Origin of the sequence: Bacillus sp. CD3-5 (genome assembly GCF_006349665.1) — a bacterium.
Classification (GTDB): Bacteria; Bacillota; Bacilli; order Bacillales; family Bacillaceae_G; genus Bacillus_A; species Bacillus_A paranthracis.
Genome location: NZ_VEPX01000017.1, coordinates 1 through 17160, shown reverse-complemented (window position 1 = coordinate 17160; position 17160 = coordinate 1). Strand labels below are relative to the sequence as shown.

General features: G+C 37.1%; 11 protein-coding genes. 5 read left to right on the top strand and 6 right to left on the bottom strand.

Annotated features, from left to right (window positions below):
- Window positions 1-133: 133 nt before the first annotated feature.
- From FH036_RS23535 to FH036_RS27505, 3 genes are all read left to right on the top strand, one after another.
- Window positions 134-916 (top strand): TIGR00266 family protein, encoded by a 783-nt coding sequence (locus FH036_RS23535; RefSeq protein WP_001201256.1) that lies wholly within the window; start codon window positions 134-136, stop codon window positions 914-916.
- Between the two features lie 278 nt (window positions 917-1194).
- Window positions 1195-1917 carry a lipase family protein gene (locus FH036_RS23530; RefSeq protein ID WP_001260122.1) on the top strand — a complete coding sequence of 241 codons (723 nt, stop codon included), beginning with the start codon at window positions 1195-1197 and terminating at the stop codon, window positions 1915-1917.
- A gap of 76 nt (window positions 1918-1993) precedes the next feature.
- Window positions 1994-2128, top strand: coding sequence for a hypothetical protein (locus FH036_RS27505; protein ID WP_000911070.1), 135 nt, complete (start codon window positions 1994-1996; stop codon window positions 2126-2128).
- A 133-nt stretch (window positions 2129-2261) separates the two neighbouring features.
- On the opposite strand, the gene glgP is transcribed toward FH036_RS27505, so the two are convergent.
- The 5 genes from glgP to glgB all read right to left on the bottom strand — a co-directional run bounded on the left by glgP (window position 2262) and on the right by glgB (window position 10300).
- Window positions 2262-4670 carry a glycogen phosphorylase gene (gene glgP, locus FH036_RS23525; RefSeq protein ID WP_139896297.1) on the bottom strand — a complete coding sequence of 803 codons (2409 nt, stop codon included), beginning with the start codon at window positions 4668-4670 and terminating at the stop codon, window positions 2262-2264.
- An 18-nt stretch (window positions 4671-4688) separates the two neighbouring features.
- Window positions 4689-6119 (bottom strand): glycogen synthase GlgA, encoded by a 1431-nt coding sequence (gene glgA, locus FH036_RS23520; RefSeq protein WP_139896317.1) that lies wholly within the window; start codon window positions 6117-6119, stop codon window positions 4689-4691.
- Between the two features lie 112 nt (window positions 6120-6231).
- Window positions 6232-7266 (bottom strand): glucose-1-phosphate adenylyltransferase subunit GlgD, encoded by a 1035-nt coding sequence (gene glgD / locus FH036_RS23515; RefSeq protein ID WP_000504147.1) that lies wholly within the window; start codon window positions 7264-7266, stop codon window positions 6232-6234.
- Window positions 7267-7284: 18 nt separating this feature from the next.
- Window positions 7285-8415 carry a glucose-1-phosphate adenylyltransferase gene (gene glgC / locus FH036_RS23510; RefSeq protein ID WP_000057612.1) on the bottom strand — a complete coding sequence of 377 codons (1131 nt, stop codon included), beginning with the start codon at window positions 8413-8415 and terminating at the stop codon, window positions 7285-7287.
- Window positions 8363-10300: a 1,4-alpha-glucan branching protein GlgB gene (gene glgB, locus FH036_RS23505; RefSeq protein WP_000111375.1), complete on the bottom strand. Its 1938-nt coding sequence runs from the start codon at window positions 10298-10300 to the stop codon at window positions 8363-8365. Before glgB ends, glgC begins: the two co-directional genes overlap by 53 nt.
- Before the next feature lie 469 nt (window positions 10301-10769).
- Here glgB and FH036_RS23500 point away from each other — a divergent pair, with 469 nt between their 5' ends.
- Together FH036_RS23500 and FH036_RS23495 are read left to right on the top strand one after the other, a co-directional pair.
- Window positions 10770-11375 carry a CalY family protein gene (locus FH036_RS23500; RefSeq protein ID WP_000053941.1) on the top strand — a complete coding sequence of 202 codons (606 nt, stop codon included), beginning with the start codon at window positions 10770-10772 and terminating at the stop codon, window positions 11373-11375.
- Window positions 11376-11407: 32 nt separating this feature from the next.
- Window positions 11408-15631 (top strand): S8 family serine peptidase, encoded by a 4224-nt coding sequence (locus FH036_RS23495; RefSeq protein ID WP_139896296.1) that lies wholly within the window; start codon window positions 11408-11410, stop codon window positions 15629-15631.
- 179 nt (window positions 15632-15810) lie between these two features.
- Here FH036_RS23495 and FH036_RS23490 read toward each other — a convergent pair whose 3' ends face one another.
- Complete coding sequence (locus FH036_RS23490) at window positions 15811-16755, bottom strand: L-lactate dehydrogenase (RefSeq protein ID WP_000715338.1); 945 nt, start codon at window positions 16753-16755, stop codon at window positions 15811-15813.
- Between the last annotated feature and the right edge of the window lie 405 nt (window positions 16756-17160).

Here is a 17160-nt window from a genome sequence, read left to right as displayed (position 1 = left end):
GCAGCTTGATTGGTGGGAACTGCTAATCCGTTTTGGATGCTCCCACTTTATTTAAAAATTAACAAAACTAAAGTATTCTAATCCTGTTAAATTCTGTACAATATAAGTATCTATTACATACGAGGTGAAAAAAATGAGAGCACATGAAATCGAGTATAAGTTATACGGCGATGATATGCAGTTTGTTGAAATTGAGTTAGACCCAGAAGAAAGCGTGATCGCAGAAGCTGGCGCGATGATGATGATGGAAGATTACATAGAGATGGAAACAATATTCGGTGATGGTTCTGGCCCATCTGGAGGTTTATTCGGAAAATTAATGGGCGCTGGTAAGCGTCTCGTTACAGGTGAAAGCATGTTTATGACTGTATTTACAAATACAGGTCACGGCAAGCGTCACGTATCCTTTGCTGCTCCTTATCCGGGTAAAATTATTCCTGTAGATTTAACAGAATATCAAGGGAAAGTAGTTTGTCAAAAAGATGCGTTTCTTTGTGCCGCAAAAGGCGTTTCTATCGGCATTGAGTTTACGAAAAAAATAGGAACTGGTTTCTTCGGTGGTGAAGGTTTCATCATGCAAAAACTTGAAGGTGATGGACTTGCTTTCATGCATGCAGGCGGAACTGTATACAAACGTGAATTAAAGCATGGCGAAAAACTTCGCATTGATACAGGTTGTCTCGTTGCCATGACAAAAGACGTTAATTACGATGTCGAGTTCGTTGGAAAAGTAAAAACAGCTCTATTTGGCGGCGAAGGTTTATTCTTCGCAACGTTAGAAGGACCTGGAACAGTTTGGATTCAGTCCTTAACACTTAGCCGCTTAGCAGCACGTCTGACAAGCCCAGCAGCGCAAAGCACTGGTGAAGGTAGCGTTTTAGGTGGACTTGGTCGTTTATTAGATGGAAAAGAGTAAACAGGGCCCTTATAGGGCTCTTTTTATTTAGGTGGACTATACAAACCACTTCGAATCATATAATACTCCATCACTTCGTTAAGCCACACTTCTTCTCCTTGAAAACTCACCAATTGAATAGCCTTCTCTTTTGCTTATCTTACACTCCTCCTAACAGTATGTTTACAAAAATCATACTCCCTCACGTAACTGTAGTTTCAAGGTTTTTTTCTAAAAGAATGAATCAAGTCCCTCACTGCATATATTGAACTATACCTTTTCTTAAGGAGGCTCCCTTAATGCGTACTCCTTTATCCTTTGATAAAGATACTGCCATACTGTTAGCTTCTTGTTGTGAGTTAACGTATGAACAATATAAACAAAATGGGATTTTTGAAATACCAGATGGTTTTCAATATGTACAAGGCTTTCAAGGAAAAACCATTCAAACGACAGAATGGTTCGGATTCATACTAGAATCTGAGGATACCGTTATTGTAGCTTTTCGCGGGACACAAACAGATACAGACTGGATTATCGATTCACTCGTTAACCAAAAACCATATCCATATGCTTTAAATAGCGGAAATGTCCATAACGGCTTTCTTTCCATTTATGAATCTTGCCGAGATTCTATTATGGATATGCTCGTATCATTACCAGCCCATAAGAAACTTCTTGCAACAGGTCATAGTTTAGGCGGCGCACTCGCTACACTACATATACTCGATGCGCGTATAAACACTGCCTTCGCACAGTACGGTCTGTATACATTTGCCTCCCCAAAAGTGGGAGATATCGCCTTTCGGAATTATTATAAACTGCAAGTAGCTAGTAGCTTTCGTTTCGTCAATTTATTTGATGTCGTTCCACTTCTTCCTCCTCGAAACATAAATTTTAATGACCAAGACTGGGAATATGCACACGTTCATCACAACATGACTTTTACAAAAAACACAAAATCGATTGCAAATAATCATGCCATGACAACATACAAAACATGTCTGACTTCTCATTTTTAACCAGTAAACAATTGGAAATTAAATATCCTTATACTATAATAATATATGAAGTTACTTTTGGATGAGGGGACCTTACATGCTAAAATTTATCTTTGCACTTTTTCTCATTGTAATTTTTACGTTTACAGGTTTCTTTACATTTTCATACTTTGCGACAGGAGAATATGATGGAACAGGTATCATATATACTGCGATCCCATTTCTTTCTTAAGCAAAAAAGAAAACCGAGCTTAATGAGTTTAAGCTCGGTTTATTTATTAGTGTTAAATTTTGTCGGTAAACCGATATATCTTAAAAATCGCCGATATAAATTTCATATAATCTTTTCCAACGTAGCAATCTCTTTAAATTTGCGTAACTGTATTACCAATACCCCAAATCTCATTACTATACTGTAAAATCGTTCGATCGCTCGCAAAATGACCAGATTGTGCAATATTTAAAATCGACATTTCGAGCCACTTCGTTCGGTTCTCATAAGCTCTACCAACAGCTTCTTGCTTTTCCGCATATGGGCCAAAATCTCGCAGAACGAAATATTCATCATTTTGAATAACAAGAGAATCGTAAATTGCTTCAAATTCAGCTCCCGACTGTGCAAAGAAACCATTCGTTAACTGGTCTACTACCTTCTTAATGTGCCCATTGTGGTGATAATAATCACTTGCACGATATCCACCATTTTGATAGTAATGAAGAACTTCTTCGGCTGTTAAACCGAAAATGAAACAGTTATCATCACCGACTCTATCTTTTATTTCAATATTCGCTCCGTCTAACGTGCCGAGCGTAATCGCACCATTCATCATAAATTTCATATTGCCTGTTCCGGATGCTTCTTTACTCGCTGTTGAAATTTGTTCACTTACATCGGCCGCTGGGAATATATCTTCCGCTACAGACACTCGATAGTTTTCTAGAAAGATAACTTTCATATATTGGCTTACGTACGGATCGTTATTCACTTTCCTTGCAAGTTCGTTTATTAATTTAATAATTTTTTTCGCATAGTAATAGCCAGGTGATGCTTTCGCTCCAAAAATAAAAGTACGCGGATAAAATGTAAAACTAGCATCCTCTTTCAAACGGTTATACAAATATAAAATATGAAGAACATTTAATAATTGTCGCTTGTAAGCATGTAGCCTTTTTACTTGCACATCAAAAATAGAATTAGGATCAATTGTAATCCCCATTGTATTATGAATACGCTCTGCTAAAATCTCTTTACGCTCTTGTTTTACCTCTGCAAATTTCTCTTGGAAACTCGCATCGTATTGAACTAATTGTAGCTCTTGAAGCTTAATCGGTGCTTTCTTCCACTCTGTTCCAATCGCCTCTGAAATAAGGTTTGTCAGCTGTGGATTCGCCTTCATTAACCAACGTCTATGAGCGATTCCATTCGTTTTATTATTAAACTTATCTGGATAAAACTCGTAAAACAATCGCATTTCACGTTGTTTTAAAATCTCCGTATGAATTTTTGCTACACCGTTTACGCTATGGCTACCGACAATTGCTAAATGAGCCATTTTCACAAGATCATGCGCAATAATCGCCATCTCTTCAATGCGATGCCATTCATACGGATAACGTTCCCAAAGCTCATGACAGAAACGTTCATTGATCTCTTCAATAATCATATAAATTCTCGGTAATAACGGTTTAAAAATGTGAATTGGCCATTTTTCAAGAGCTTCTGATAACGTCGTATGATTCGTATAAGAAATCGTTTGCGTTGTTATGTGCCAAGCTTCTTCCCATGCTAGTTTTTCTTCATCTAATAAAATACGCATCAGTTCTGGAATCGCCAAAACTGGATGGGTATCATTAATATGAATCGCAATTTTCTCATGTAATTGACGAAGGTCACCATATCTTTCTCTATGCATACGAACAATATTTTGCAAGCTTGCTGATACGAGAAAATACTGTTGTTTCAAACGAAGTATTTTCCCCTCATCATGCGTATCATCTGGATATAAAAACTCCGATACCGCCTCTGTTTCACGCTTATATTTCAAAATATCTTTGCAATTTTGTGGGAAAGGAACTGGTTCCGCATTCCAAAGTCTAAGTGTATTTACAGTACTCGTCTCATAACCTACTACTGGAACGTCATATGGTACGGCCATAATTACTTCTGCATTTGTATGCCTGAATTCTAAACGCCCATCAATGTAGAGCGTTTCAACATTGCCGAAATAACTTACTTCTACAGCTTGATCATGCCTTCTTACTTCCCATACATTTTCATGAAGAAGCCACTGTTCTGGAAATTCAACTTGATAACCATCAACAATTTTTTGATCAAATAAGCCGTGTTTGTAACGAATTCCGCACCCATGACCTGGTAAGTTTAAAGATGCAAGTGAATCAAGGAAACAGGCTGCTAACCGTCCAAGTCCACCATTTCCAAGACCTGCATCTGCTTCCACCTCTTCTAATTGTTGCAACGAAATTCCAAGCTCAGAAAGCCCTTGCTCACATACATCCTTGATGCCTAAATTTAATATGTTACTTCCAAGCAAACGCCCAAGTAAAAACTCAATGGATAAGTAATACATTTGCTTTCGCTCTCCAGACCGATAACTTTCATTCGTTGCAATCCATTGACTATTCATATACTCACGTACCATGTACCCAAGCGTATTGTATTGATCACGAGTTGTAGATTCTTTGAAACTTTTACCATACATCGTCTCTAACTTTTCTAGAAAAGCTGATTTGAAACTTTCAACATGAGTAAACATCTCTTCACCACCTACATGTTATTCCATGAGACTTTTATACAATTTTTTATAAGCAAGAGCTGATTTCTCCCAGCTATAATCTTCAGTCATCGCTTGTTTTACAAGCTGATCCCATACCGGTTTATCATGATAAAATTCAATTGCACGACGAACTGTGTGCAACATGTCATGTGCATTAAAGTTCGTGAAACTGAAACCATTTCCTTCTCCAGTTTCTTCGTCATAAGATTGTACCGTATCATTTAATCCGCCTGTTTCCCTTACAATTGGAATCGTACCATACGCTAATGCGATAAGTTGTCCAAGGCCACACGGCTCAAACAGTGATGGCATTAAAAATAAATCACTTCCCGCATACACTTGGTGCGCTAACTCCTCATTAAAGCCGATATACACTTTTACCTTCTCAGGATACTCATATGCCATCCACTCAAAGAATTGTTCATATTCCGAATCACCTGATCCTAAAATAATACATTGTACATCTTCTTCCATTATTTCTCGGAATACAGTACGTACTAAATCAAGACCTTTTTGCTTCGTTAATCTCGTTACCATTGAAATAATTGGTGTATCTTCTTTTTCTGGCAAACCAAAATAACGCTGCAACGCGCGTTTATTTTCATTCTTTTCATATAATGAACCTGCATCGTACTGAGCAGTAATATACGAATCTGTTTCTGGATTGTACACGCTCGTATCAATTCCATTTACAATGCCGCTAAGCTTACCATTATATTTTCGCAGTAATCCATCTAACTTCTCACCGAAAAATTCATATTGAATTTCTTCTTTGTACGTCGGGCTAACCGCTGTAATTTGATCAGAAGCGATAATACCGCCCTTCATAAAGTTCACATTTCCATAAAACTCTAACTGCTCACTATGAAAATATTCATCACCAAGTTCTAACAAGTCGTACATCACTTCAGGAGGAAATACACCTTGGAACTGCAAGTTATGAATCGTATATACCGTTTTAATATGCTCATATAACGGGTTATCTTGATACTTTTCACGCAGTAAAAAATTCACCATGGCTGTATGCCAATCGTGGCTATGAAGAACATCCACTTCGAAATCAAGATGCGGAATACACTCTAATACTGCTTTCGAGAAATAAGAAAAACGCTCTCCATCATCATAATGACCATACAGAGAATCCCTCTTAAAATAATATTCATTATCTATTAAGTAATACGTAATCCCGTCTTGCTCACCTTTTAAAATTCCACAATATTGATTTCTCCAGCCAAGCGGGACGTTAATTACTTTATGTAGCGTACATCCGTCCCTTAATTTTTGCGGAATAAGACTATAATTTGGGAGTACAATGCGAACGTCCACACCTAATTTTTTTAGCTCTTTTGGGAGCGCACCTGCTACATCAGCTAATCCTCCCGATTTAACAAATGGTACACATTCTGATACTGCAAATAAAATATTCACTTGTTGTCCCACTGCACGAAAAGCTTATACTACTTCCCTTGCAGCTTCCTCCCTTCGAGTTTTCATTTAAATTAAAATTTGAATCAGTGGAGGAAAAACCCCCACTGATTTCTTAAGAATAACTATTAATCGTACTGTTTTGAATGCTTCCTTTTTCTACAACGTATGGTTCATCGGCAGTTCCTTTTAAAACAACACCGTCACCAATTTTCACATCTTTATCAATAATAACACCGTCTATTATACAATTATCTCCAATTTGGCTCTTTTGCATAATAATGCTATTACGAACAATTGAACCTTTTCCAATTTTAACAGAACGGGAGACAACGCTATTTTCTACTTCACCTTCAATAATACTGCCGTTTGCAATCATTGTATTTTTCACAGCTGCACCCTTTACATAACGAGTTGGTGGTTCATCTTTTACTTTCGTAAAGATCGGTGCTTCTTTCTTAAATAGTTGCTTCCAAATAGCAGGTTGCAAAATTTCTAAGCTATGTTTATAGTAACTTTCAATCGAATCAATAATAGCTACATATCCTGTATGCTCATATGTAGCAATATGTAGTGATTTTCCGCGCTTTTCTCTCACTACATCGAATAAGCTATATTGCTCCACATCTTTATATGACTCAAATAAATCTAACAATAATTGTTTCTTTAACACGTATGTTTGAAGCGAAACCCCTTCATGGCAAACTTCCGTAATATCAGCTGCCGTATGTATATGTCGCTCTAACACTGCTTGAAAATGTAATGCTGTTACGAGATGGCTATTCGTAATCACGACGTACTCTTCTCTGCTTCTTAGAAAATAATCAATATGTCTTCTAAAATGTGCAAAAGATCCAAATTCATCTTGATCACATTGGCAATTTGGCGGGAATAAAAACAGTCCGTCTCGTTTTCTATCTAAATCCCACTGTTTGCCTGAACCAACGTGATCCATTAGTGAACGGTTTTTATGGCTTGTAAAAACTGCCACACTATGAATATTAGAATTCACCATATTTGAAAGCATGAAATCAATGAGTCGATAACGGCCCCCAAACGGTAACGCCGCTAGTGAACGATGCCCTGTTACTTTCTTTAAGGAAGGAAAACTTCCCGTTGCATTAATAATTCCTAACATTTTTTCTCCCATTCATTTCATCCCCCTTTTCTATTTCCCTTCAGCAATGAGTACTACATCGTCAACATTTTTTTCCGGACGAATAATTGTTCCATCTTCAATAACCATTTCCGATCCAACAATTGCCCTTTCAATCACAACATTTTTGCCAATCTTCGCTCCTGGCATAACGACAGAATCAATAACCATACTACCTTCTTCCACCGTCACCCCTTGGAATAATACAGAATGCTTCACGTCCCCTTCGATGACGCATCCTTCGTTAATAAGTGATTCTTCTACTCTTGCCTTTTCAGCAATATATTGAGGCGGTTCGTTTGGATTAACAGAATAAATACGCCAGTCACGGTCGTTTAAATTCAGTGATGTTTCATCGCGCAGTAAATCCATATTCGCTTCCCATAAGCTCTTCACTGTACCAACATCTTTCCAATATCCTTCAAACGGATATGCCATCAACTTCTTCCCTTCATCTAATAAAAGCGGAAGCACATCTTTTCCGAAATCATTACTAGATTCAGGATTTCTTGCATCCATTTCTAAATACTCTTTCAAAATAGCCCAGTTAAAAATATAAATTCCCATTGATGCAAGATTACTTCTTGGAAATTGCGGTTTCTCTTCAAATTCAACAATCTCCATCTCTTCGTTCGTATTCATAATGCCAAAGCGACTCGCCTCATCCCAAGGCACTTCAATAACAGAAATCGAAACGTCCGCTTCTTTCTCAATATGGTAATCTAGCATTTTACTGTAATCCATTTTATAAATATGGTCGCCTGATAAAATGAGAACATACTCTGGCTCATATTGACTTAAATAGTTTAAGTTTTGATAAATGGCACTTGCCGTACCTGTGTACCACTTCACACCTGAAGACTCCGCATAAGGAGGTAATACTGTGACTCCACCACTTACTCGGTCTAAATCCCACGCATTGCCAATTCCGATATAATTATGAAGTTCTAGTGGTTGATATTGCGTTAAAATCCCAACCGTTTCAATACCAGAATTCGCGCAGTTACTTAGCGTAAAATCAATAATGCGATATTTACCACCAAATGGAACAGCTGGCTTGGCTAAATTTTTTGTTAATGCACTTAATCGACTACCTTTTCCCCCTGCTAGTAACATTGCTACGCACTTTTGTTTTTGAGCCATCTTGTTTTTTGCTCCCCTTTCTCGTCTTCACTGGTCGTAATATGGATACGCCAAATGGTGGAATTGTAATTTCTACATGTGCTGCTTGATTATGAAACGGTTCTTGAATCGCTTTCAGACGTTTCTTATTTACTTGCCCTGACCCGCCATATTGCTCAGCATCACTATTTAAAATCTCGTTATAATACTCGAAATCTGGTACACCTACTTTATAGTTTTCATATGTAGCTTTCGTAAAATTACATACGACAACTAACGCATCTTCTTGTTTATCCCCTTGGCGAATAAATGAGAAAATACTTTGCTCATGATTATTAGCATCTATCCACTGAAATCCTTCAGGCGAATGATCAAGCTGCCAAAGTGGTTTAGAGCGCTTATACAATGCTATGAGCTCTTTAAAGTAATCATGCATATAACGATGCATTTCAAAATCATGTAAATTCCAATCTAAATCTTCAAGGTCTTTCCACTCATCAAACTGTCCAAATTCTCCTCCCATGAAAAGTAATTTCTTTCCTGGGTGAGTAAAGAAATATCCATATAATAAACGAAGTTGAGCAAACTTATCCCAGTACTCTCCTGGCATTTTATTTAATAACGACTTTTTCCCATGAACGACTTCATCATGAGAAAGCGGTAATATGAAATTTTCAGAGTAAGCATATACTAAAGAGAACGTCATTTTCTCATGAATATACTTCCTGTACTCAGGCGCACACTCCATATATTTCAGCACATCATTCATCCAGCCCATATTCCATTTGTAATTGAATCCAAGTCCCCCTTCATACGTTGGGGCTGTTACAAGTGGCCAAGCTGTTGAGTCTTCTGCTGTCATAAGAAAATCTTCATCTTCTGCGAACACCGCTTCATTTAACTCTCGTAAAAATGAAACAGCGTGCTCATTACTTTGCTCCTGTCCTTCTTTATTCCAGTACAGCATGTTTGCAACTGCATCCACTCTGAAACCATCAATGTGGAAATATCTCATCCAAAATAATGCATTTGAAATTAAGAAATTACGTACTTCCCTCTTTCCTAAATCGAAATTGACAGTTCCCCATACTGGATTTTCTTGCACATCTTTATCTTTATATTCATAAGTCGGTGTCCCATCAAACAAATATAAACCGTGAGCATCTTTACAAAAATGCCCCGGCACCCAATCTAAAATGACACCGATTCCATATTTATGACATTCATCGACAAAATGCATCAAATCATGTGGCGTGCCGAATCTACTCGTTGCTGCATAATATCCCGTTCCTTGATATCCCCAAGAACGATCATATGGATGCTCAACAAGCGGCATAATTTCAATATGTGTAAATTGATGTTCTACCACATAAGGAATGAGTTCTTCTGCCATTTCCCTGTAAGAATACAGTGTTCCATCTTCTTTCTTTTTCCAAGAACCGAAATGTAATTCATAAACCGTCATCGCTTCTTTATAAACTGATTTTTTCTTTTTCTTACGACTCCAGTTTTTATCATTCCATTCGTATCCCTTTATATCAAAAACTACAGATGCCGTATTCGGTCTTACTTCTGCATACACAGCATACGGATCTGCCTTGAGAATGACATCACCAGCCATCGTTTCAATCGCATATTTATATATTTCTCTTTCTTCTATATGCGGTATAAATAGGGACCAAATTCCCTCTTCTGTCACTTGCAGCATCTTATGTTGCTCATAATCCCATTCATTAAAATCTCCAACAACACTCATTGCTTTCGCATGAGGAGCCCATACTGTAAATCGTACACCTCGCATCTCATCTTCCGTCACAATATGTGCGCCAAAGATGTTATAACTGTCATAGTACTTTTCTGTATGAAACTCATCTCGTTTCACTTCTTCACAATTTATTACACTCAATATGCTCACCTCACTAAGATGACAGAATTTTTTATACTTTACCAATTCTGCGAAAAACTGAAATATCCTTGTTCATTTATAAAAAATATACGTTTTTTTCTTAAAAATGTTGAATTTTTTTCACATTTCTATATAAAATATCGAATTTTGACGAATATTCATTGAAAACGCTTCATTTTTCACTAGTCTTTTATCTTACTATTTATTTCTCAACCTCTATTTTATTAGCTTTACCCTCTTTTTCATCCTATTTTCCACTTAAAATCGCAACAAAATAATCTTTCATAAAAAAATGTTTCTCAACATTTTTCGTCACAATTGTATTGAAATGGAAAATTTATAAGCATATACTTGTTCTCAATAAAGAACGTAGACTTTTCGTAACTACAATTCATAGCGGACTACTATGTTTACTTATTTATCCTTGTTACGAACAGTCGCTATAAAAATTTAATTAGGGGGCTTTCTTATGTCATTAAAACAAAAGGTTGGAATGGGAGTTGTCACAGCAACGCTTGGCTTATCCCTTACATTCGGCGGTGTATTCGCCTACTTCAATGATTCAGAAACATCTAGTAACTCATTTCAAGCTGGAACACTAGACCTTTCTATTAATCCAAGTGTAATTGTTAATGTGAAAGATTTAAAACCAGGCGACTTTATTGAAAAAAATTTCACGCTTGAAAATAAAGGGTCATTGGATATTGCAAAAGTAGCACTTGAAACATCCTATGAAGTTACAGATGCAAAGAAAAATAATGATGGGGAAGATTTAGGCGATCACATCATCGTCAAATTTTTAGTGAATGATGGAAAACCATCTAATCCAAACGATGATCATGAAATTTTGTGGGAAACAAAACTATCACAATTAAAGACTATGAAACCTGAGGATGTGGCTACTTCTTTAGAACGTCATAACTTAATAGACGGTATTAAATCTGGTGAAACAGATTATTTACACGTGCTCTTCTCCTTTGAAGACAACGAACAAGATCAAAATAAATTCCAGGGCGATTCCTTACAGCTAAACTGGACATTCCATGCAGAGCAAACACCAGGCACGGAGAAATAAATTTAAAAATATAAATTATCGGAGGCTTATACATGAAAAAGAAAAATCGTTTTGTTACCGGAATTGTAACGGCTGGCGTTCTATTTTCAACTGCCCTTCCGTTCCATGTACTGGCTGAAAATCCTATTAACCAAATTGACTCTTCAAACGCCCGGTCTTTACTATCAAAACTTTCTAAAGAACAGCGCCAGGCATTACAAAAGTTAGATGCTAACCCTGGTTTTACTATCTCGCCAGATATTAATACGAGTAGTTCTGAACCAGTAAATATCATTGTAGAATTTCAAACTGCGCCAGTAAAGATTAATGAATTAAAACAAAAAGAAAAAGGATTACAAGCTGCTCCTGAAAATATAAAGGCACGTATTGATCAAGAACATGAGGAATTTCAAAAAGGACTAAAACGCCTTTATCACTTCAGTCCATCAGTAAAGTCAGGGAATTTCCAGTCTGTACAAATTAAACGTTCTTATAAACATGCGATAAATGGTGTTGCGCTGACGTTACCTGCAAATACAGTAGAAGAATTGTTACGAATTGGCGTTGTAAAGCGTATTTGGAAAGATTATGAAGTGAAACTAAATTTACCAAAACAATCTGAGCAAAAAGCACCTCAAAAACTAACAGATAGTATTCCGCAAATTGGGGTCGATAAGTTACATAGCGAAGGCATTACCGGAAAAGGAATTAAAGTTGGTGTATTAGATACAGGTATTGATTACAATCATCCTGACCTAAAAGACGTGTATAAGGGCTATCGCGCAAAACCTGGCGAAGACTCTAGCAAGGTAGATCCAAACTCCGTAAAAGGTTGGGACTTTATTAATAACGATGCAGATCCGATGGAAACAACTTATACAGAGTGGCAACAATCTGGCGCTCCTGAATTTGATGATCGTGGCTCTTCCTTCTACACCGCGCATGGTACTCACGTAGCAGGTATCGTTTCTGCGCAAAAGAAAAACACATCAGATTCCGCAGTAAAAGGTGTTGCACCTGACATTGAACTGTATAACTATCGTGTACTCGGTCCATACGGAAGCGGAGATAGTTCTGGTATTATTGCTGCAATCGATAAATCTATTTCTGACGGCATGAATGTTATTAACTTATCGTTAGGTGACGATAGCAACAATCCGCTTGATCCAACGTCTATCGCTGTTAACAACGCAATGCTTTCTGGCGTTGTTACAGTCGTTGCCGCTGGTAACTCTGGACCAAATCCAGCGACACTTGGATCACCAGGTGCCTCTCCATTTGCTATTACAGTTGGAGCAAGTGATAGCTCTATTTCCTTACCAAAACTATCAGGTCATGCTGGGCAATTACAATTCCCTAACCTCATTTTATTCGGCAAAAACTTCACTGATAAAATAGAAGATTTCAAAGGACAATCTCTCCCTATTGAATCTGTAGGAATCGGTACGCCTGACGAGTTTAGTAAAAAGGATGTAAAAGGAAAAATCGCTCTCGTTGCACGTGGTACACTGTCATTTGACGAAAAAATTGCTAACGCAAAACAAGCCGGTGCAAAAGCCGTTATTATTTATAACAATGTGGACGGAGAAATTCCTTTCTACGTTGGCGAAAGTACAAAATACATTCCCGCATTCCGCCTAACGAAAGAAGACGGTGTAAAACTAAAAGCTCAAATCGAACAAGGTAATACATCCTTTACCTTTGACGAACTTAGTTATATTCAAACAGAAGGCGATCATCTTGCAGACTTTAGCTCCCGCGGTCCTGTTACATCAAATGATGATATTAAACCAGATATTACAGCGCCTGGTGTTGCTGTACTTTCAACAGTACCTGAATATATTAACGACCCACAAGAGGGCGAAAACTATGACGTTTCCTACGAGCGTATGCAAGGAACATCTATGGCTTCTCCTCATATCGCGGGCGTTGCTGCTCTTATTTTACAAGAACACCCAGAATACTCTCCATTCGATGTAAAGGCGTCTCTTATGAACACAGCTGATGATTTAAAAGAAAAGTATTCCGTATATGAAGTTGGAGCTGGACGAGTAGATGCGTACAACGCCGTTCATACGGAAACTAGTTTTAAAGTGCTAGATACAACAAAAACAGTTGTAAATGATGAAGTAATTGAAGTCCCTGAAGAAACTGGATCCATTGCATTCGGGAAGTTCTATCAAAAAGACGGTGAAGCTCTTGAACAAAAACGAAATATAAAAGTGGAAAACCATAATAAACAAGAGAAAAAAGAATTTAAAACAGAAATTTCTTATACACCAGCATCTTCTGCCATTAACGATGCTACCGCAAACGGTATAAAAGTTTCTACTGCTGAAACAATTACGATTGATGCTGGTAAATCAGATGAAATTGAAGCAAAAATTAATGTTCCAGCTGGTGTAAAACAAGGCCGATATGAAGGATATATTCATATTACAAATACGAAAAATAAAGAAGAAACGTATCAAATTCCATTCTCTATTCGTGTATCAGAACATGGTATTGAAAATGTCTTATTATCTAGAAAAACGATTTCAACTGATACATCTAAATTCAACCCTTACCGTGAATCGTATTTGCACGGGGCATTCCAATTAAATAGCGAACTTGAAACGTTAGATCTTATCGTAAAAGATTCGAAAACAAATAAAGCTCTCGGCTTCATCGGAACACTAAACACGAGTGGACTAAAAACGGATGTGTATTACTACTTAGAATCCTTCTTTAACGGAAAAGTGTATCCTTTTACAAATGATCCTGCAAAACCAATTGGTGATGAGAAAATCGACTTACCGGAAGGTGATTACACAATTGAGTTTGTTGGCTATGATAAAGCTGGCAAAGCACGGGTGAAAGGTGATTATGTCGTAATTGATAATACACCGCCAGAAGTGAAATTAACTGGATTACAGCCCGGTATTTATGAATTAAAGGAAGAAAATTATACAGTAGAAGATGGTAAAAAAGCGTTATGGATTAAAGGAAATGTGTATGATTCGAACGTTGACTACTTAAAAGGAAAAGGATTAAACATTACGCAAGAAGCAAACGGAGTGATGTACTATGATTATTCTCCATACTTGCATAAGTTTTTACCTATTAATGCAAATGGTGACTTTAAAGTTGGCATTACTCCTGAATCCTTTAAAACTGAAGGTCCAATGAACACAGGCGTATATATTTTCGATTATGCAACTGCAGGAGCTGACTATCCAAGCGGTGTAAATAACTATTGGTTTATCCCGCAAGGAGCTCAATATGCGAAAACTAGTTATGATAAAAAAGAAGTATATAAAGGTGATGAATTCACTGTGACGCTAAACGCCAAACATGTGAAACAATTCGTTGCTGGGGAATTTAACGTAAAATTCCTAGAAAAGAACTTCAAATTTGCAAATGCGAAATTGAATCCTGCTTTTGAAAAACTCCTTTCTGAAAAAGGGGCAACCGCAAAAGTAAATGAACCGAAACTAGAAGAAGGTTCTGTTACAGTAGGCGGAGCTATTGATGATAAAAACTTCGCTGGATTAGATGGTGACTTCCCGTTCATTGATGTCACTTTCAAAGTAGAAAATGATGAATTTTATGAAGCAAATGCTCAATTAGAGTCACCAGTGTTTGTATACTGGAAGCCAGGAGAAACAGAGCCAAATAGAATGCGCGTCCTTCAAGATCAATCATTCTCAGTAATGTCCTTAAACTCACTAGTAGAAGGAAATATTAAGCCTGGTGCATTCTTAAATGAACGTGGATATTTAGATGAGAAATTCGATTATACAAAGCTTGGCGTAAAAGTATATGCGACTGATTCTTACCGTCATAAGTTTGAAGGCTCACTAGATAAATACGGATACTTCAAACTAAATGGACTTCCTGTTAATAAACGCGACTACAACTTATACGTAGAGGTTCCAGGGCATTTAACAAGCCGACTAACAACGAAACTTGGTACTGAAAAAGACGGTAAGCTACTTGGCCAATATTATTATGCACGCCTTGATGAAAACCTTGCCGGTGATGTAAATGGCGATAAAGTAATTGATATAAAAGATGCTGAAATTATCGCTAGCAACTATGGTAAAAAAGGAGTATCTGTGAAAGACGGTGACCTAAATAAAGATGGTATTGTTGACGAAAAAGATATTCGCTTCGTTGAAAAGAACTTCTTGAAGAAAGGTCCTGATGCATCTAAATCACAAACACCTGTTGAAAAATCAAAAAGCGGTACACTGGCAGATATTTTAAAGAAATTAGGATTAACGCCTAAAAAATGATAATAATAAAGAGCACTCTACGCAAAGTAGAGTGCTCTTTTCTATAAACGACCCTGATCCAGCAAAAGGGGTATATTGGGGATATACAAGGGAAACCGGAAAAGGAATTTATATTAAATTATATATAAATCCAGAAGTAAGAAGTAGTTCCCCACTTCTGGATTATTTAGCAATTATTATTATAGTACTGGTGCCATTGTTTCTTTTAATACTTTTACAGAATGAGCAAATTTCGCTTTTTCATCCTCATTTAACTCAAGCTCTACGATTTCACGTACACCTTCACGGTTAATTACAGCTGGAACACCTACGTAAGCATCTTTCTCACCGTATTGACCTTCAAGGTATGCAGATACAGTTAATACGCTGTTCTCGTTGTTTAAGATTGCTTTAGTTACACGAAGTAGTGACATACCGATTCCGTAATAAGTTGCACCTTTACGCTCAATGATATGGTAAGCTGCATCACGTACGTTTTCGAAGATTTTGTCTAAGTCTTCTTGTTTGTACTGTTCGTTGTTAGCTAAGATTGTTTCTAGTTTTTGTACACCGATAGTAGCGTGACTCCATACTGGAAGTTCAGTGTCACCGTGTTCACCAACGATGTAAGCATGAACGTTACGTGGATCTACATCTAAGTAGTCACCTAACATGTAACGGAAACGAGCAGAGTCTAAAGTAGTACCAGAACCAATTACGCGCTCTTTTGGTAGACCAGATTCTTTCCAAGTTACGTAAGTTAAAATATCAACTGGGTTAGTTGCGATTAAGAAGATTCCATCGAATCCGCTATCCATAATGCCGCGAACGATTTGTTTAAAGATCTTTGTATTTTTCTCAACTAAGTCTAAACGAGTTTCACCTGGCTTTTGTGGTAATCCAGCAGTGATGACTACTAAATCTGCATCTTTACAATCTGCATAGCTACCGCTCCAAACTTTTGTTGGTGATGGAGAGAATGGTACCGCATGGCTTAAGTCCATTGCTTCCCCTTCTGCTTTTGCTTCATTAACATCTACTAATACGAATTCTTCAGCTACACCTTGGTTGATCATTGAGTAAGCGTAACTACAACCTACAGCTCCTGTTCCTACTAATACTACACGATTGATACCTTTTTTCATGGTAATTTCCCCTCTCTATTGTTCACATATATTTTTTATGATTGTTTAAGTAATTAATTAAAATACTAATTTAATGTTGTTTAACTTCTTTACACTCATATTGTAGCACGTATTATTGTGAATTACTTCACAAATTATGACCTATTTGTGAACTTTTTCACATAGAGTGTAAAGTTATTAGGTCAGGTATGGAATCCATTTCAATGGAGGCGTTTTCTTTAGATTGTGAAAGGGATTTTCTTGTGGTTTTGTCGGTAAGTGAAATTATATCGGCGATTTTTACAATATATCGACTGTAACTCCAAATATATCAGCGATTATTGAAATTTATCGATGATGTATAAAAGTATGTGTAAACATTTTTAGGCAAAAAATAAGGCAAAGTACCCCCTAGGTTTATCCAGA